The sequence below is a fragment of the Frankia umida genome (genome assembly GCF_023242945.1).
GTDB lineage: Bacteria > Actinomycetota > Actinomycetes > Frankiales > Frankiaceae > Frankia > Frankia umida.
The window spans coordinates 49,347-67,486 of sequence record NZ_JALKFT010000012.1 but is presented as its reverse complement, the minus strand read 5'-3'; the positions used below and the strand labels follow the sequence as shown (position 1 = coordinate 67,486).

Annotated in this window: 14 protein-coding genes; 13 read left to right on the top strand and 1 reads right to left on the bottom strand. The window is 70.8% G+C overall.

The genetic code is table 11. From position 1 onward, the window contains the following. Positions 1-181: 181 nt before the first annotated feature. Positions 182-634, bottom strand: a complete 453-nt coding sequence (locus tag MXD59_RS13770; RefSeq protein WP_248814488.1) for a PaaI family thioesterase — start codon at positions 632-634, stop codon at positions 182-184. A gap of 508 nt (positions 635-1,142) precedes the next feature. Between MXD59_RS13770 and MXD59_RS13765 the strand changes: the two genes are divergently transcribed. The 13 genes from MXD59_RS13765 to MXD59_RS13705 form a co-directional block, all read left to right on the top strand. Beyond that, positions 1,143-2,108 (top strand): 4'-phosphopantetheinyl transferase family protein, encoded by a 966-nt coding sequence (locus tag MXD59_RS13765; protein WP_248825136.1) that lies wholly within the window; start codon positions 1,143-1,145, stop codon positions 2,106-2,108. Continuing rightward, positions 2,108-3,868: an AMP-binding protein gene (locus tag MXD59_RS13760; protein ID WP_248825134.1), complete on the top strand. Its 1,761-nt coding sequence runs from the start codon at positions 2,108-2,110 to the stop codon at positions 3,866-3,868. The genes MXD59_RS13765 and MXD59_RS13760 overlap by 1 nt, the downstream gene beginning before the upstream one ends. 79 nt (positions 3,869-3,947) lie before the next feature. Further along, positions 3,948-4,733: a ferritin-like domain-containing protein gene (locus MXD59_RS13755; protein ID WP_248825132.1), complete on the top strand. Its 786-nt coding sequence runs from the start codon at positions 3,948-3,950 to the stop codon at positions 4,731-4,733. Next, the gene (locus MXD59_RS13750) at positions 4,730-5,341 is read left to right on the top strand and encodes a PaaI family thioesterase (protein WP_248825129.1); all 612 of its coding nucleotides are present in this window, start codon (positions 4,730-4,732) and stop codon (positions 5,339-5,341) included. Before MXD59_RS13755 ends, MXD59_RS13750 begins: the two co-directional genes overlap by 4 nt. Continuing rightward, positions 5,338-5,598 (top strand): acyl carrier protein, encoded by a 261-nt coding sequence (locus MXD59_RS13745; protein WP_248814495.1) that lies wholly within the window; start codon positions 5,338-5,340, stop codon positions 5,596-5,598. Before MXD59_RS13750 ends, MXD59_RS13745 begins: the two co-directional genes overlap by 4 nt. Beyond that, positions 5,595-6,464 carry an SAM-dependent methyltransferase gene (locus tag MXD59_RS13740; RefSeq protein ID WP_248814498.1) on the top strand — a complete coding sequence of 290 codons (870 nt, stop codon included), beginning with the start codon at positions 5,595-5,597 and terminating at the stop codon, positions 6,462-6,464. Before MXD59_RS13745 ends, MXD59_RS13740 begins: the two co-directional genes overlap by 4 nt. Next, entirely contained in the window at positions 6,454-7,350 is an 897-nt protein-coding gene (locus MXD59_RS13735) for an acyl-ACP desaturase (RefSeq protein WP_372512070.1), read from the top strand. Before MXD59_RS13740 ends, MXD59_RS13735 begins: the two co-directional genes overlap by 11 nt. 25 nt (positions 7,351-7,375) lie before the next feature. Continuing rightward, entirely contained in the window at positions 7,376-8,650 is a 1,275-nt protein-coding gene (locus tag MXD59_RS26980; protein ID WP_248825128.1) for a cytochrome P450, read from the top strand. 157 nt (positions 8,651-8,807) lie between these two features. Further along, the gene (locus tag MXD59_RS13725) at positions 8,808-9,749 is read left to right on the top strand and encodes a LysR family transcriptional regulator (protein ID WP_248814502.1); all 942 of its coding nucleotides are present in this window, start codon (positions 8,808-8,810) and stop codon (positions 9,747-9,749) included. Positions 9,750-9,893: 144 nt separating this feature from the next. Next, complete coding sequence (locus MXD59_RS13720) at positions 9,894-11,654, top strand: AMP-dependent synthetase/ligase (protein WP_248825125.1); 1,761 nt, start codon at positions 9,894-9,896, stop codon at positions 11,652-11,654. 210 nt (positions 11,655-11,864) lie between these two features. Further along, complete coding sequence (locus MXD59_RS13715) at positions 11,865-13,100, top strand: NAD(P)/FAD-dependent oxidoreductase (RefSeq protein ID WP_248825225.1); 1,236 nt, start codon at positions 11,865-11,867, stop codon at positions 13,098-13,100. 63 nt (positions 13,101-13,163) lie between these two features. Beyond that, on the top strand, positions 13,164-13,766 hold the full coding sequence (locus MXD59_RS13710) for an SGNH/GDSL hydrolase family protein (RefSeq protein WP_248825123.1): 603 nt from the start codon (positions 13,164-13,166) through the stop codon (positions 13,764-13,766). Positions 13,767-13,908: 142 nt separating this feature from the next. Beyond that, the coding region (locus MXD59_RS13705; protein WP_248825224.1) for a type I polyketide synthase at positions 13,909-18,140 on the top strand (4,232 nt) is incomplete at its 3' end.

Genomic DNA, 18,140 nt, shown 5'->3' with positions numbered 1-18,140 from the left:
AATCCTCGGCCTGTGGTCCGATGGTCTTCGGCATCTGATCGGATGGCTCGCGGCGCACCTGTCGGATGGCTCTCGGTGTTCTCCTGTGTACCGGGATTCTGGTCGCGCCGAGAGGTGCGGGTGCGGGTGGGGTGCGGGTTGGATGGGGATCGGGCGGGGTGGGAATCAGGCGGGGTGGGAATCAGGCGGTGGTGAGGAGACAGGTGCAGGTGCCGTGGGCGATGAGTTTGCCGTCCGCGTTGGTGACGGAGGATTCGGCGGTGGCGGTGCGGCGCCCGACGTGGATGGTTCTGGCCTCACAGGTGACCTGGTCCGCCGTCAGGCTCAGTGGACGAACGAAGTTCACTTTGAGCTCGAGGGTCGTGTAATAGCTGTCGGCTGGAATCCTGGTGTACACCGCACTTCCCATAGCGGTGTCCATCAGGGTGGCGATGACACCGCCGTGCACCGTGAGCATGGCGTTCGCCGCGGCGGGGGACGGGCGGAAGGTCCACACGCTGCGTCCGACCTCGAGGGTCGCGAGGTGGATGCCGAGGGAATGTCCGACGCCGACGTTCTCGGCGAGGCCCTGCTCGAGCAGGGTCCGCAGGTCCGCGATGCGCTGGTCGATCCCTGCGGTGCCGTTGTGGTCCACGCCTCAACCTCCAGTGGGTGGCGGCGGCGCCGCGGGGCGGGGTCCGCGCCATCTCGACGACATGCGGTCGACAGATCCGCCAAGAAGGCCGATCTGTCGAGACGATAGCCACGTTGCCGGCGGGAGTTCACACGCCAGTCGGGGGCGGGGAAACGGCGGATGAACGCCGGGAGAAGGTGGACCGTCCGTCCGGTGATGGGGCGCGTAAGAATAGATGAACGCCGGGGAATGGTGTCCAGAACAATACGCGAAAATGTGCCGAGCGATCGGCCTGTACGGCTCATTGCGGACGACGATGGATCGATAGAAGAGATAGTGCGTGCGTTGACCCGCTGGTGGCCGATTGTCAGTCTTGGTGGCGACAGCGGGAACGTCGATGTCCTTCGATGGAACGCGCTCCGCCCCTGCTCCACACCGCCCCGCCATGAATGGTTTACCCAGGCAGCATCTGTGCGTTGCCGGGTCATCCGAGCAGCTGACGATCGACCAGACGCGAGAGGGGTGTGTCGTGCCGGACGCCCGAGCCGAACATCCTCCGTGGGTCATGCCGGCGCCGATGCCAGCGCTGGTGTCGCGGGCCGGGGCGGAGCGTCGGGGGCACGGTGGCGGCCCGCGGCCCGGGTTGGAGTGCCATCTGCTTTCGCTCGCGGATCTGGCGGCACTCCGGCGCGATCCGGACGCGGTGGATGCGGTGGGGCGGGCGGGCGGTCGAAACCGGACGTTGGTGCGTCGGGTCGGGCGCCTGCTGCTGGCGACGGTCCTCGCCGACCATCATGCAGCCGCACCCGGGGTACTCAGAGTCACGGCGGATGGACGTCCGGTGGCGCCCGGCGAGCGGGCCGAGGGGGCGCGGGCGGGGATCGCGCATGACGGGGGAGTGCTGGTCGTCGGCTTTCATCCGGCGGGCTGCGCGGTGGACGTCGAGGACACGCCGGTGTCGTTGATCGCCGAGGTGGCCGGTCGGTTCTGCGGAACCGCCGAACGGCGGTCGCTGCCGGCGGGCGCGGCGGTGCGCGGGGTGTGGACGGCGAAGGAGGCCGTCGCGAAGTACACCGGCCTCGGCCTGCGGGCGGGGCTGCGCACGATCACCTTCGACGGCGACCCGCTCGCCGGCTGGGTTCGCTCGCATCACCCGGGGACGCGTCGACCGCCGCTGTGCCGGGTGGTCGCCACCGGCCGGCGTCACCTCGCCTTCGCCGTCGGCTCCAGCTCCAGCTCCGGCATCGGATCGGTGGCCGCTCCGGTCGTCGAGGTGCACCGGTGGGTCCCTGACCTCGACCTCGGCGCGGACGGTGGTGGCGGCTCGCTTCGCCTGGTCCGCGCCCGTCTGGCGCCGTCCGGGGAGCTGGCCGAGCTGGCCGATGCCGTGGGCGCGGTCGCGGCGCCGCCTCGGACGGGCACCGGCCCACCGCGGACCCGCACGTCGCTTACCAGCCCTGGAACGACGACCAGCCCTGGACGGGAGCATCCCTGATGCGTGGCCTGACGTTGCCCGGCGCCCTTGACGAGGCGGCGGCGGCACATCCGGACGCCGCTGTGACCTTCCCCAGTTCGGCGGAGCGGGTACGACTCGCCGACCTCGCCGCCGCCAGCGTCGACCTGGCCCGCGGCCTGATCGCCGATGGTGTGGGCTTCGGCGAGCGGGTCGGGGTGTACAGCCGCAACAACGCCGACTTCCTCGTCGCCGTCATGGGTGCGTCCCGCGCGGGGGCCGTCGCCTGCCCGCTGCCGATGCCGACCTCGGCGGCCGATCTGGCCGGCTACGCGAGCCGCCTGCACGCCATCACGTCCGCGGCCTCGATCCGCCGGGTGCTGGTCGGCGCCGGGGTGGACGGCATCGTCCGCCGGCTCGGCCCGGTCCTGCCGGACCTGGACTTTCTCGGCGTCACCGCGCTGACGAAAGCCGCCAACGGTGCCGCGCTGCCGACGGTGACACCGGCGGACGTGGCGATCGTGCAGTTCACGTCGGGCAGCACCGCGGTACCGAAAGGCGTGGTGCTCACACACCGTAACGTCGTGCATGGGACGGCGGCGATCGTCGACGGGATCGAGCTCGGCCAACCCGGCGACCACGGGGCGACCTGGCTGCCGCTCTACCACGACATGGGGCTGTTCGGGACGCTCGCCGCGGTGCTGATAGGTACGCCGATGACGGTGTGGTCGCCGTCCACGTTCATCAAGAATCCGGCCGGCTGGCTGCGCGCGTTCGCCGACATGGGCTGCACCGTCGCGCCGTCGCCGAACTTCGGGTACGACGCGCTGCTCGCCGCCGTCGGGCCCGACGAGCTGACCGACCTCGATCTGCGGCGCTGGCGGATCGCGTTCAACGGCGCCGAACCGGTGAACCCGATCACCGTCGAACGGTTCGCGGCGCGGTTCGGCCCGGCCGGGTTCGCGCCCGAGACGATGTTCCCCGTCTACGGCATGGCCGAGGCGACCCTCGCCGTCACGTTCCCGCGGCTGGGCCGTCGGCCGACGACGACCTGGGTCGACCGCGAACGCCTGGCCCGGGACGGCCTGGCACTGCCGGCCGCGGCGGGCGCACCCGGCTCCCGTGGACTGGTCGGCCTTGGCCGGCCCGTGCGGGGGATGCGGGTGCGCATCGTGGACGAGCACGGTCACGCGCTACCCGACGGCACCGTCGGCGAGATCGAGATCGCCGGGGACGCCGTCACCGCCGGCTACCTCACCGCCGATGCCGATGCCGATGCCGTTGGCGGCGGTGGCGGCCTGGGTGGCGGTGGCGCTCTGGCGCCGGGGCTCGCGCCGGGACTGTCGGCGGCACCGGATCCGGCGGCGGCGCTGGTGTCGCGGCCGACATCGGCCACCGGCGGCTGGCTGGCCACCGGAGACCTTGGCTTCCTGGTCGGCGAGGAGCTGTACATCAGCGGCCGACGCAAGGAAATGATCATTATTCGGGGGGTCAACTACTACCCCGAGGACGCGGAGGCGCTCGTCCGGGACGCACCGGGCATCCATCGCCGCCGCTGCGTCGCGGTGACCGACACCGACGACACCGGCGCCGAGGCGCTCACCGTGATCGCCGAGACCACGCTCGAGTCGGCCGCCGACCGGATCGCGCTGGCCACACGGCTACGTGCGGCGATCGGTGCGGCGCTCGGGCTCGCCGAGGTGTCCGTGCGCCTGGTCGCCCCGGACGTGCTGCCCCGCACGTCCAGTGGCAAGTTCCGCCGCGTCGAGGCCCGTGACCTGGCCCGAGCCCAACCCCGATGAGTCCGGTGCCCCTGATGAACCCGGTGCCCCTGACGAACCCGGTGACCCGTCCGGCCCCCGACGGAGGTTGATCCATCCGATGCACGGCTATGACGTCTTTCGCCATTACGAACGCAAACGTTGGACGATCGAGGATCTCCCCTTCGACGAGATCGACCCCGACCAGGTGCGGCCCGAGTACGTCACGATGGTCAAGAGCTCGGTGATGGGCGAGGCGAACTCGATCGCCGCCCAGCACGGCTTCCTCAACGAGTTCGACGACTACGACTTCTCGGCGTTCGTCGCCGTCTGGGGTTACGAGGAGCTCCAGCACCACTTCGCCTTCCGGACCTGGCTGGACGCCGTCGGGGTGAGCATGCCCAGTGGCCCGGTCGAGGCGATGCGTGCCCCGTACGGGCCAGGTACCACCCCGTGCGCCACCCTCGCCACGAACATCATCTCCGAGCTGACCGTCAACCACGTCTACCGTTCGGTCGCCGCGTGGGTGCAGGAGCCGGTGCTGCGCGGACTGATGCTGCGGGCCAGCCGGGACGAGGCCGGGCACGCCCGCGAGTTCGTGCACTACGCCCGCCAGCGCCTCCAGCGGCATCCCGACGAGCTGTCCTCGGTGCTCGAGACGCTGTACGTGTACACCTCCGAGCAGCGCATCAAGCATCCCGTCGGGGTGTTCAAGAGCGGGCTCGCCGAGGTCGAGAACCACGAGACCATCGACACCGCCTTCGACATGTTCCTCGCCGGCATCGCCACCGAGGGCGAACTCGACCGGCTCCAGGACAACATCCGCCGCGCCTTCTCGGCCCTGACCGGCCTGGACGTCAGCACCAACTCCCGCGTCCGCCGTCGACTCGCCGAGGCCCTGGCATGACCACCACCGAACCCGCACCCACCGCGGACGAGGCGGACGGTGGGGCGGGTCCGCGGATGCCGTGGTCGGTGCTCGAGGACTATCGCTGCTTCGGCTGCTCACCCCACAACCCGCATGGGATCGCGCTGCAGTTCACCGAGCATCCCGAGGGGCTCTCGACCACGTTCCGGCTCGGCCGCAGCTACGAGTCCTACCCGGGGGTGGTGCACGGCGGGCTGCTGGGCGTCGTCGTCGACGAGACGATGGGCAACCTCATCGTCGTGCGCACCGGGCAGATCGCGTTCACCGTCAGCATGCGGCTGCGCTATCTCGCCCCGGTCAACGTCGGCGCCGAATACCTCTGTGTGGCCCGGTTGGGCCAGGGTGCGGACGGCCCGCTGACCAGCACGTCCGCGGAGATCCTCGACGTGCACGGCGCCACCGTCGTGACCGCCACCGCGAGCTATCGCAACGTCTCGTTCGGCGTCGCCCAGGACCGCATCACCCTGAGCGCCCCGGAAGCCACCCGCCTCGGCCAGGCCCTGACCACCGCCGAAGCCCAGCACCAGCCCGTCCCACAGCACCAGCCTGCCCCGCAGCACCAGTCGACCACGAAGGAGCCGCAGTGAGCATTGACGTCGACGGCGTCGTCCGTCAGATCACCGAGATCGTGGCCACCGAACTCGGCGTGGCCGTGGACATCCTCACCCCCGACACCGACCTGCGCGCCATCGAGGGCGCCGACTCGGTGCGGCTGCTGCGTGTGGTCGCCAAGGTCGAGCAGACCTGGGACGTCGAACTCGAGGACGACGAGGTCTTCGGCGTCGCCTCGATCGCGGACCTGGCCAAGGTCGTCACCGCCGCACTGCGGGTGCAGGCCGCATGAGCACCATCGCCGAGGCCAGCCCCGCCGCCGAACGGACACAGCCGGGGCAGACCAACCAGCACTACGACCTCGACCCGGAGATCTTCGGGCTTTTCCTCGACCCGCTGCGCAAGTACTCCTCCGGGCTCTACCGCACCGAGCCGATCACGCTCGCCCAGGCGCAGGTCGCGAAGCTGCACTTCGTCGCCGACCTGCTGCGGCTCACCCCCGGGTCGCGGCTGCTCGACGTCGGTTGCGGCTGGGGTTCGCTCATCCTGTTCATGGCCCGCGAGTACGACGCGCGGGTGACGGGGATCAGCCCCGCCGGGCGTCAGCACGAGTACATCGCCACCCGGGCCGCCCAGCTCGGCGTGATCGACCGGGTCACCACCACCGTCGGCCGGTTCGAGGACGCCACCCTGCCCGAGCGTTCGTTCGACGCCGTCACCATGCTCGGCTCGATCGTGCACATGCCGGACGTCGACCTCGCCGTGCGCCGAGCGCGTGCGATGCTGCGCCGCGGCGGCCGGTACTACGTCTCCGAGACGTGCTTTCGCAACGCCGCCGCCCGCGACGAGTTCGACCGCCGGGCCGGCACCGAGTTCGTCCGCAACTCCATCTTCGGCTGGGGTGACATGCGTCCGCTGTCCGAACTGGTCCGCGCGGTCGAGGACGCCGGTTTCTCCGTGGACGGCGTCGAGGACCTCACCGAGGACTACCGCCGCACCATCGAGGACTGGCTGCTGCGCGTCGAGGAGTCCGCGGCCGCGATCGACGAGCTGCGCCCCGGGATGGCGGCGGCCCTCACCCGCTACCTCGAGGTGGCGAACGCCGGATGGGGTTTCACCACCAAGCACTACGCGCTGGTCTGCCGCAATGGTCGCTGAGGTGCGTGGGCTGCCGACGTCGGCTCGGGCGATGCCGGTGCGGTCGATCGGGCTGCCAGCGGACGACCTGGACCGGTCGGTCACCGCGTTCATGGCCGCCACGCCGGTGACGCGGCGCTGGGACGTCGAACGGGACTTCGACTGGGGCGCCGCCGACGCGAACCGGCTCACCGACGGTCAGCGTTCCGCCGTCCGGTTCATCACGTTCATCGAGGATCATCTGCCCGGTTACTTCGCCCTGTACAGCAGCCGGTTCCCGCTGGACGCCGACACCGACGTCGAGACGTTCCTGCTCAACCGGGAGATCTACCACTTCACCGTGCGCTGGGCGCAGGAGGAGGACAGCCACGCCCGCGCGCTGTTCCGCTACCAGGTCGAATCGGGTATCTCGGCGGCCGAACCGCTGCGCCGGGAGCTGGCCGAGGAAGGCCGCAAGCAGTTCAGCCTGCCGCACGAGCATCCCGCGGCGCTGTTCGCCTACACCCTGGTCCAGGAGAAGGCGACGCAGATCTACTACCAGAACCTCAAGGCCGTCGTCGGTGACCCGGTCCTCGCCGAGGTGCTCAACCGGCTGAGCCGGGACGAGGCGCGCCACTTCACCTTCATGGCCGACATGGTCGAGAACTACCTGCACCACTATGGCGATTCCGTCGTCGAACCGATCCGCGAGGCGATCGCCCAGTTCCGGATGCCGCTGGCCGACACCCTGCGCGGCTACTGGCGCTGGGCGCTGCGCATCGCCGACACCGCCCACTACGACCACACCGAGGCCTACGAGCACCTGGTGCGGGTGGTCCGCCGCGCGGTCGACGCGCCCTCCGACCGGGTCGACGAGCTCGACCGCTTCGTCCGCGCCTGCCGCGCCCTGCCCGCCGACTCCCGCTGATGACGCTGCTATGAGGAGGTCCGCCGTGGACACCTTCACGGTCCCCGCCCCCGCGACGTCCGGGATCACGCCGGAGCAGGCGGCGGTGAACATCTTCGATCCGGCCTGGCATCACGACACGTTCCCCAACTATCGGGTGCTGCGGGAGGCGGGGCCGTTCGTCCCGGCGCCGCTGGGGGGAATGCGGCTGGTCACCCGCTACCGGGAGATCGACAGCATTCTGCAGGACCCGGCGTGGAGCCATGCCGAGGAACGCGACCTGATGCATCCCGACAGCGATGGTTCGGACCTGCCGACGTCGTTTCTGTGGATGGAACCGCCGGACCACACCCGCATCCGGCGGCTGGTCAGCACGGCGTTCAGCGCCCGGCGGATCGAGGCGATGCGGGCACGGGCCCGCGAGCTGGTCACCGAACTGGTGGACGCGGCGATCGTCGCCGGCGAGGTGGACCTGGTCGAGGCGATCGCCTACCCGTTGCCGTTGACGATGGTCGCCGAGCTGATGGGCGTGCCGGCCGCCGATCATGCGCGGGTGCGGTCCTGGTCGCATGGGCTGGCCCGCGGCCTGGACCCGGACATCCTGCTGACCCCTGCCGAGGTCGACAATCGGCAGCGCTCGGCCCGGGCGATCCGCGACTACTTCACCGAGCTGACCGCACGACGCCGGGCCGAACCCGCGGACGACCTGGTCAGCGCGCTGGCGCTCGCCGAGGCCGAAGGCGACCGGCTGACCAGCGACGAGATGCTCGCGACCCTGGTCGTCCTGCTGGTGGCGGGGCACGAGACGACGGTCAGCCTGATCTCGAGCACCTTCGACAACCTGATCCGCCACCCCGACCAGTACGCGGCGTTGCGGGCCGATCCGGAGCTGGCCGGACCCGCCGTCGACGAGCTGATGCGGTACAGCACGCCGTCGCATCTGACCACCCGTCGGGCGGTGCGCGACACCGAGGTCTCCGGTGAGCGGTTCGCCGAAGGCGACGGTGTGATCATCCTGCTGGCCGGGGCGAACCGGGACGCCACCGTCTACGAGGACCCCGAGCGGCTCGACTTCACCCGGTACGCGGGTGGGACGGCCGGTGGGACGCGGGCGCCGCGCCATCTCGGCTTCGGTCGGGGGCACCACTACTGCGTCGGCGCGCCGATGGTGCGCCTCGAGGTGGAGCTGCTGCTGCGTGAACTCGCCCGCCGGTCGCCGCGTATGACCGGGCTGGCCGACCCGCCGCCCTACCGGCCGAACCTCATCGTGCGCGGCATCCAGGAGCTGAGCGTACGCCTCGAGACACCGTCCTCGTTGTGAACAAGTAGTGAATCAGTAGCGTGCTGTATGGATGTGGCGAGTGACACGCTGCCAAGCAGACGTTCGCCACTGGGGGGACCCGTGATGGGAAGGTGCGGTTCACCGGGGGTTAGTCGGCACCGTTAGGCTGAAGCTCGATGCCCCTGTGGAGGTGGCCATGGAGTTGCGGCATCTGGTGTCCTTTCTGGCAATCGCGGAGGAGCTGCATTTCGGTCGCGCGGCTGCTCGCCTACACCTGTCCCAACCGTCGTTGAGTCAACAGCTACAGCGGCTCGAACGTAATCTCGGCGTCGAACTCGTCGCCCGGACATCGCACGACGTGCGGCTCACCGCGGCCGGCCGGGCTTTCGAGACCGAGGCCCGGTCCATCATCTCCCAGATGAACAAGGCCACCCACACCGCCCGGGAGGTCGCCGCGGGGCGCACCGGTGTCGTGCGGGTCGGCTACAACTTTCCCGGTGGCCAGCATGTCGTCCCGGTGGCGATGACGAAGATGGCCGCGGACTATCCGGACGTCAGCGTGAACCTGGTCGAGCAGCGCACCGGTCCTCAGCTCGCGGCGCTCGTGTCCGGGGACCTCGACGTCGCGATCGTGTATGGCCGTCCGTCGTCGCCGGAGATCGCCTCCAAGCGGTTGTTCCGGGTACCGCTGGTCGCGGTGGTCGGTAACGGTCACATGTGGGCGGGGCGCGGTGGCATCCCGTTCGGGGAGCTCGCGCGCCAGCAGTGTGTGCTGTTCGCCCGGGAGAAGAGCCCGGCGATGTACGACGCGATCCACGCGGCCGCCGAGGCCAGCGGCATCACCCTCACGGTCGCCCACGAGGTCGATGATCCGAGCGCGACGGCGATCGTCGTGTCGGTGAAACCCCTGGTCGGGTTCGCGTCGGTGTCGCGTGGGCTGCACATCGGCTCGGTGGTCGGTGGGCCGCGGCCCACCCCCGTCCAGCTGTACGACCCGGTGCCCACCCTCGATCTCTACGTCGCCTGGCGGGCCGCGAACGAAGCGCCGCTGGTCGATCTCTTCCTCGAGTACGTCGAGGCTTCACGGCCGTTCCAGATTCCAACCTACCGAGCCCCCGAAACTCGAGTGCGGCGATAGGAAGAAACGACTGTTCGTATCAATCGAATAAATCGCCTTGCTGGGGCATGGGCGGAATTCCACACTTGCTGGTGGAATCCTCGCCGCGTTTCACCCTGGAATGTGGTGTCACGGTTTCCGTGCTACGCAGGAAGGTGATGGAAAGTGCGGCAGTCCAGCACTGACGGCGGGGTCGTCCTCCCCGATGACCAGGGAATCTGGTCCGCGCTCGAACAGAGCCTGCGGGCACATCCCGAACGCGTGGTGTTCGTCCGGGTGGACGTACCCGACACCGCGGAGTCGGAGATCAACGGTGGCCAGCTGGCCGAGCAGGCGCGCACGGTCGCCGCGCACCTGATCGCCGCGGGGGTCGAACCGGGTGACCGGCTCGCGATCATGGGTCGGACCAGTTACCCGTGGGCGCTGCTGAGCCTGGCCGCCCTCGGCCTCGGCGCGGTGATCGTTCCGGTGTATCCCACCGCGTCCGCGACGCAGGTGCGCCACGTTCTCGCCGACTCGGGCGCGACCTGGGCGTTCGCCGAGTCCGACGAGCAGCTGAGCCTCGTCGCCGAGGCGGCCGGCGCGGGCCTGCGGCATCCGGTGTGGCCGTTGGAGCAGGTGGACGGCTGGGCCACCGGCGGGCCGTCGGCGTTCCCACGGGGATCCGAGGTGGCCGCCGGCTCCGAACGGTTCGGGGACGAGTTCGCCCAGCGCGGCGGCAAGGTCCGCGCCGACGACATCGCCATGATCATCTACACGTCCGGGACGACCGGGCTGCCCAAGGGCTGCATGCTCACCCACCGCAATCTCTGGGCGTCCTCGGGCGGCACGGTCGAGCAGGTCGGTGACCTGTTCCGGGTCGACTCCACCGGCGCCCAGGCCACCACCGCGCTCGGCCTGCCGCTGGCGCACGTGTTCGGCCAGACGGTGCTGTTCGCCTGCCTGTACGCCGGCACCCGCACGGTGCTGCTGCCCGGCATCCCCGAACTCGTCGGCGCGCTGACCCGGCTGCGTCCGACGATGTTGTGCCTGGTGCCGTACGCGCTGGAGAAGATCCGCAAGCGGGTGCGTGACCTGGCACACGACGAGGTCGCGGGGGCCCTGGGCGGGCGGCTCACCCATGTCATCTCCGGCGGCGCGTCGTTGGACGACACCACCGCGGCGTTCTACGCCAGCGCCGGCGTCACCATCCTCAACTGCTACGGGCTGACCGAGGCCGCCACCGCGGTGACGGTGAACGCGCCGGCGACGAACCGCCGCCGCACCGTCGGTCGACCCATCCCCGGCGTCACCGTCGCCATCGCCGAGGACGGCGAGGTGCTGGTCGCCGGGCCCAACGTCTCACCCGGCTACTGGTCGGACCAGCGGCGCGCCCTCGGCCGCGACGCCACCGGCCCCGTCGAGACGCGCTGGCTGCACACCGGCGACGTCGGACGCCTCGACGACGACGGCTATCTGGTCATCACCGGGCGCCGCAAGGAGATCCTGGTGACCGCCAGCGGCAAGAACGTCGCGCCCACCCCGCTGGAGGACCGCGTCCGCCTGCACCCGCTGGTGAGCAACTGCGTCGTCATCGGCGAGGGACGCTCGTTCGTCGCGGCCCTGATCACCCTGGACCCGGCCCCGTTCGCCGCCTGGGCGCAGGCCGCCGGCATCGACCTGGCCGCCGGCATCGACCTGGCCACCGGCGCCGGCGCGGACGACGAGCGCCCCGAGCCACTCGAACACCCGCGGCTGCTCGCCGAACTCCAGGTGGCCGTCGACGACGCCAACAGCCTGGTGTCGCGGGCCGAGTCGATCCGCGCGTTCCGCGTGGTCGAGCCGGACTTCACCGTGGCCGCAGGGCAGCTCACCCCGTCGTTGAAGCTGCGTCGCGCGACGATCGAGCGGGATTTCACCGCAGCGATCGAAACTATTTACCAGTGACCTCGACCACTCGATTGCCCGGTCTTATCGGCCGATGAGACCTCCACCGGGCCGGTGGATTTATCTCCGCCCGATCAGCACGATGACAACCGAGGTCGAAAATAACGTCCCCGCACCCGCGTCGGATCTGTGACAGATCAGGATCCGTACGCACCCGAGGTGAACACCGTACAGCCGGCCGCCGCCGGGCGACGACGGGAGGACCCGCAGATGTACGACGTTATCGTGGTGGGCGCACGCTGCGCCGGATCGCCGCTGGCGATGCTGCTCGCACGGCAGGGGCACAAGGTGCTCGTGGTCGACCGGGCCACTTTTCCCAGTGACACCGTCTCCACCCACTACATTCACCAGGCAGGTCTTTCCCGGCTGAAGGACTGGGGAATTCTGGATCGGCTCGTCGCGACTGGTGTCCCGCCGATGCGGCACCTGACCTTCTCCTACACGGATATCTTCCTCGAGGGCTTCGCCGACCCGATCGACGGGATCACCGAGGTGTACTCGCCGCGGCGGACCGTCCTGGACGAGATCCTCGTCGACGAGGCCCGCAAGGCCGGCGCCGAAGTGCTCGAGGGATTCACCGTCACCGAGATCGTCTTCGATGACGGCCGGGCCGCCGGTGTGCGCGGCCGGGTGGGCGACGGCGTCGAGCAGGTTTTCCGGGCGCCGTTCGTGGTCGGCGCCGACGGTCGTAACTCCACCGTCGCGACGCTGGTCGGAGCCGAGATCTACCGCTCCATCCCAGCCGCCTGCTTCGTGTACTACTCCTACTTCAGCGGTCTGGACTGGCCCTTCCAGCACCGCACCGGTTTCGGTGAGCAGCAGTTCGGTGCCTGGCCCACCCACGACGGCAACCACCTGCTCGCCGTCATGCGCCGCCGCGACCGGATGCGGGAGTTCCGCGCCGACATCGACGGCAGCTTCCAGGAGATCTTCGACCAGATCGTGCCGGAACTCGGCGCCGACCTGCGGGCCAACGGAAAGCGCCAGGAGAACTTCCGGGCGATGTCCTACCCGGACAACTTCTACCGCCGCTCCGCCGGCCCCGGCTGGGCGCTGGTCGGTGACGCCGGCTACCACAAGGACCCCTTCACCGGCTGGGGCATCACCGACGCCCTGAAGTACACCGAGGTGCTCGCCGAGAAACTGCACGAAGGCCTTTCCGGGGCCCGTCCGGTCGACGAGGCCGTCGCCGAGTACGTGAAGATCCGCGACGCCGAGAGCAATGGCACGTTCGAGCTCACGTGCAGCATCGCGGAACTGAGCCTGACCCCTTACTACGACTCGGTCTTCCGGGCCACCAGTCTGAGCCCGGAATACACCACGAAGTTCTTCGGTCTGATCGCCGGCGGTATTTCCGGTGAGGAGTTCTTCGCCCCGTCGAACCTTGAGAAGCTCTACGAGGAGGTCGACTTCCCGGTCGACCTCCGGATCACGACCCGTCCCTGAACAACGTCCACATCTCGGTTTCACAGCGCGTCGCACCGCGGCCTTCGAAAGGGGAGACGAACAATGCCCGCAGCACGGTTCACCGCTCTCGGTGACAGCTTCGTCGAGGGCCGCGGCGACGTCGCCGCCGATGGCTCGTACATCGGCTGGGCCCGCCGGTTCGCCCGGCGGATGGGAGTCGCCGCCCAGGAGACCCGCAACCTCGGTGCCTACCAGGCGACCACCCAGGTCGTCGTCGACACCCAGCTGCACCAGGCCCTGGTGCGCAAGTCGCCGCTGATCGGCGTGATCGTCGGCGTCAACGACCTCGTCCAGGACTACGCACCTGACCGGTTCGCCGTGAACCTGCGGACCATCTTCGGTTCGCTCGCGGGCCTGGACACCACGGTCTTCACCGCCAGCTACCCGGACATCCCGGCGAACCTGCCGTTGCCGGCGGAGTTCCGTGACCTGCTGCGCGCGCGGTTCGCCTACGCCAACGACGTGCTGCGCGAGGTGTGCTCGGAGACCCACACGCTGCACCTGGACATCGCCGCCGACACCGACTGGTCCGGCCGCGAACTGTGGAGCGCCGACGGCCTGCACCCCAACACCGACGGTCACGACCGGTTCGCCGAGGACATGGCGGACCTCGTCGAGCGCGCTTCCTGGCTCACCGCCGCCTGAGAGCTGACGGCACCCCCGCCAGCCCTGGCCCCGGCCCCGCACTCCCTGGCCCCGCCGCCGGACGGCGCCGGCCCGGCCCCCACCGCCTGTCTTCCCTGCGTCCGGACATCCCCCCGCTGCCCGGCCCCGAGAAGGGACCCACGTGACCAAGCCCGCGCGCGCGACCGCGCCCGTCGATCTGGACTCCCGGCGGCTCGCCCGCAACCCGATCGCGATCGTCGGCATGTCGGGCCTGTTCCCGATGGCCCGCAACCACCGCGAGTACTGGCAGAACGTCGTCGACGGCACCGACTGCACCACCGAGGTCCCCGCCTCCCGCTGGAACCTCGACGACTACTACGACGCCGACCCCGCCGCCCCGGACCGCACCTACTCACGCCGCGGCGCGTTCATCCCGGACGTCGAGTTCAGTCCGTTGGAGTTCGGCCTGCCGCCGAACCAGCTCGAGGTCACCAGCACCATGCAGACGCTGAGCCTCGGCGTCGCCCGGGACCTGCTGCGCGACGCCGGCGCCCGCGACATCGCCGGCCGCGACGCCGACTGGTACGACTCCGGCCGCACCGGTGTGGTGCTCGGTACGACCGGGCCCGTCCCGCTCATGCACCCGCTGGCCGCGCGGCTGTCCACGCCGGTGCTGCGCGAGGCCGCCCGCAGCACCGGGCTGACCGACGCCGACGCCGACGAGCTCATCCGCCGCTTCACCGCCGCGTACGCGCCATGGGAGGAGAACTCCTTCCCCGGCCTGCTCGCGAACGTCGTCGCCGGCCGGGTCGCCAACCGCCTCGACCTCGGCGGTCTGAACACCACGGTGGACGCGGCGTGCGCGGCGTCGCTGTCCGCGGTGCGCCTGGCGATCGCCGAACTGCTCGACGGCCGCGCCGACACGATGATCACCGGCGGCGTCGACACCGAGAACACGATCTTCATCTACATGTGTTTCTCGAAGGTGCAGGCGCTGTCGAAGTCCGGCACGATCAGCCCGTTCTCCGACGACGCGGACGGCACCCTGCTCGGCGAGGGTATCGGCATGCTGGCGCTGCGCCGCCTCGCCGACGCCGAACGCGACGGCAACCGGATCTACGCCGTCATCCGTGGTCTCGGCTCGTCCTCCGACGGCCGGCACAAGAGCATCTACGCGCCGAGGGCCGAGGGCCAGCGGGTCGCGCTCGACCGCGCCTACGTCGACGCCGAGTGCAGCCCGGACTCGGTGGAACTGTTCGAGGCGCATGCCACCGGCACCGCCGTCGGGGACCGCACCGAACTCACCGCGCTCGGTGACCTGCTGCGCGACGCGGGTAAGGAGAGGCAGTTCGCCGCGCTCGGCAGCGTCAAGTCGCAGATCGGCCACACCAAGGGCGCCGCCGGCACCGCCAGCCTGATGAAGCTCGCCCTCGGCCTGTTCCACAAGGTGCTGCCGCCGACGATCAACGTGGACCGGCCGAACAGCGCCGTCGACTTCGGCGACGCCCCCTTCTACATCAACATCGCCAACCGGCCGTGGATTCGCGACCCGCACCGTCCGGTGCGCCGCGCCGCAGCCTCGGCGATGGGTTTCGGCGGCACGAACTTCCACGTCGTGCTCGAGGAGTACACCGGCGACCGTAGCGACCTGCGTGTCCTGCACCGCACCGCGACCGCCCACCTGTGGCACGCCCCCGACACCGCCGCCCTGCTCGAGCTGCTGCGCACCGGGGCGCCCGGCACCGCCGCGGACGCCGACGAGCCGATCCCGGCCACCCACGCCCGGCTCGGCTTCGCCGCCCGCGACGAGGAGAGCGCCGCGGACCTGCGTGCACTCGCGATCACCCAGCTCGAACGCGCACCCGAGGCGACCGAGTGGTCGCACCCGCGCGGCGTCCACTTCCGCGCCTCGGCGCAGCCGAACCTCGCCGTGGCGGCGCTGTTCGCCGGCCAGGGCAGCCAGTACCTGGACATGGGGCTCGAGGCCGCGGTGAACGTGCCTCCGGTCGGTACCGCCTTCGACGAGGCCAACGCCGCCTTCGACGGGGCCGAGCGCCGTCTGGGCGCCATCGTCTTCCCGCCGCCGGTGTTCGACGCCGCCGAGCGCCAGCGCCAGGAGGTGGAGCTGCGGGCCACCGAACACGCCCAGCCGGCGATCGGTGCGCTGTCCGTCGGGCAGCTGCGCTACCTGCGTGAACTCGGCCTGGAGCCGGCCGGCTACCTCGGCCACAGCTTCGGTGAGCTCACCGCCCTGCACGCCGCCGGCGCCGTCGACGCGGCCGGCTACTTCCGTCTCGCCCGCGAACGTGGCCGGGCCATGGCCCCGCCCGCCCCGGACGCCGCTGGCGACCGGCCCGTCGAGACGGGCAGCATGGCCGCGGTGCCGGCCGGACGTGAGCGGGTCACCGCCCTGCTCGCCGACCATCCCGACGTCGTCATCTGTAACCACAACGCCCCCGAGCAGGTCGTCGTCGGCGGGCCAGGTGACGCGGTGGCGGCGTTCATCCGCCGCTGCGCCGAGGACGGCCTGGACGTCCGTCCCCTGCCGGTGTCAGCGGCCTTCCACACCCGTTACGTCGCGCACGCGGTCGACCGGTTCGCCGCCGCCCTCGCGACGACCCCTGTCACGGAGCCGAAGGCCCCCGTCCACCCGAACACCGACGGTGCCAGCTACGGGCCCGACCCGGCCGCGAACGCCGAGGTCCTCGCCCGCCAGCTGCTCGAACCGGTCGAGTTCGTCGGCGCGGTGCGCGCCGCGCACGCCGCCGGTGCCACCGTCTTCGTCGAGTTCGGACCGAAGCAGGTGCTCACCCGGCTGGTCCGCCAGATCCTGCCCGAGGCGGGCGTCGTCGCCATCCCCACCGACGCCGGCCCCCTCGGTGACAGCGACGTCGCGCTCAAGGCGGCCGCCGTTCAGCTCGCCGTCCTCGGCGCCCCGCTGACCAGGCTCAACCGCTACCAGGCGGATGTCCCCGAGGTCGCGGTGACCAAGGGTCCGACGATCACTCTCTCCGCACCCGAGTACACCCCGGCGGCCCGCCGCGACGCCTACGCCGCCGCCCTCGCAGACGACTACACCATCATCGGCGCCGCTGCCCGGACATCCTCCGATGCCGTCCTGGCCGCCGTCGGCGCCAGCACGAACGGTGCCGCGGTCAACGGTGCCGCGGTGAACGGTGCCGTGATCAATGCCGCCGCGGTGAACGGTGCCGCGGTGAACGGTGCCGCGGTGAACGGCTCGACGGTCAACGGCACCGGGGCGGTGGCGGCCACGCCGAACGGCGCCGGCCACGACGGCGTCCCGGCCGGCCACACGACAGGTAACGGAGGCTCGGTGAACGGTGCAGGTCCGCTCCAGACCGCAACTCCTGGTGGCGCCGCGGGTGCCGCGGTGACGGCCGTCCCGGCCGGTGGCGGTGGGGCCGACCAGGTGGGTGCACCGGATGTGCTGGCGCAACAGGTGAACCTGCACTCGGTGTACCTGTCCGGGCAGCTCGACGTCGCCAGCCGGCTCGTCGACGCCCTGCACGCCTATCAGAGCACCGGCCGCGACGACCCGCGGTTCACCGACGCGATCACCTCGGTCGCCCACCAGAGCGTCGTCATCGGCCAGGCGCACGCCCAGGCCAACGACGTGCTCGCGCAGCTGGCCGAACTGGAACTGGCCGCGGGCGGCCTGACCGTGGGGGAGCGCGGCCAGCGCCTTCCCTTCACCCCGACGGCGCTGATCGGTTACGGTCCCGCGGCGCCGCGTGCGCTGCCAGCCGCGCCAACCGCCTTCGTCGCGGCGCCCGCTCCCGCCGCACCGGTCGCCGTCGCCCTCCCCGTCGCCTCCGCGCCGGTTCCGGTCACGTCTGCCGCGGCGCCGCCCGCACCGGCTGTCTCGTCGGTCGCCCCGGCGGCCCCGGCGATCAGCGTCCCCGCGCAGCCGGCGGCCCCGGACACGGCGCCACAGCCCACTGGCCTCACCGCGGACGCGGTGCGGTCCACGCTGATCGAGGTGGTGGCGGAGAAGACCGGTTACGCCGCTGACATGATCGATACTGGGATGGATCTCGAGGCTGACCTGGGTGTCGACTCGATCAAGCGGGTGCAGGTGCTGGGTGCGTTGCGGGAGCGGTTCCCGCAGGCGCCGACGGTGGGTCCCGAGCAGCTCGCCGAGTTGCGCACGCTTGACCAGATCACCGAGTTCGTCACCGCCTCCCTGCCGGCTGCCACGCCGCCCGGTGTGACCAGCGCTGGCACCGCGAACGCTGCCATCCCGGCCGGCTCGACGTTCACCGCGGACGCGGTGCGGTCCACGCTGATCGAGGTGGTGGCGGAGAAGACCGGTTATGCCGCTGACATGATCGATACTGGGATGGATCTCGAGGCTGACCTGGGTGTCGACTCGATCAAGCGGGTGCAGGTGCT

Excerpts from the sequence above, each read along its gene's own strand:
- MXD59_RS13760 (WP_248825134.1), top strand. The coding sequence starts at position 2,108 with ATGCGTGGCCTGACGTTGCCCGGCGCCCTTGACGAGGCGGCGGCGGCA.
- MXD59_RS13755 (WP_248825132.1), top strand. The coding sequence starts at position 3,948 with ATGCACGGCTATGACGTCTTTCGCCATTACGAACGCAAACGTTGGACG.
- MXD59_RS13750 (WP_248825129.1), top strand. The coding sequence starts at position 4,730 with ATGACCACCACCGAACCCGCACCCACCGCGGACGAGGCGGACGGTGGG.
- MXD59_RS13740 (WP_248814498.1), top strand. The coding sequence starts at position 5,595 with ATGAGCACCATCGCCGAGGCCAGCCCCGCCGCCGAACGGACACAGCCG.
- MXD59_RS13735 (WP_372512070.1), top strand. The coding sequence starts at position 6,454 with ATGGTCGCTGAGGTGCGTGGGCTGCCGACGTCGGCTCGGGCGATGCCG.
- MXD59_RS13725 (WP_248814502.1), top strand. The coding sequence starts at position 8,808 with ATGGAGTTGCGGCATCTGGTGTCCTTTCTGGCAATCGCGGAGGAGCTG.
- MXD59_RS13715 (WP_248825225.1), top strand. The coding sequence starts at position 11,865 with ATGTACGACGTTATCGTGGTGGGCGCACGCTGCGCCGGATCGCCGCTG.
- MXD59_RS13710 (WP_248825123.1), top strand. The coding sequence starts at position 13,164 with ATGCCCGCAGCACGGTTCACCGCTCTCGGTGACAGCTTCGTCGAGGGC.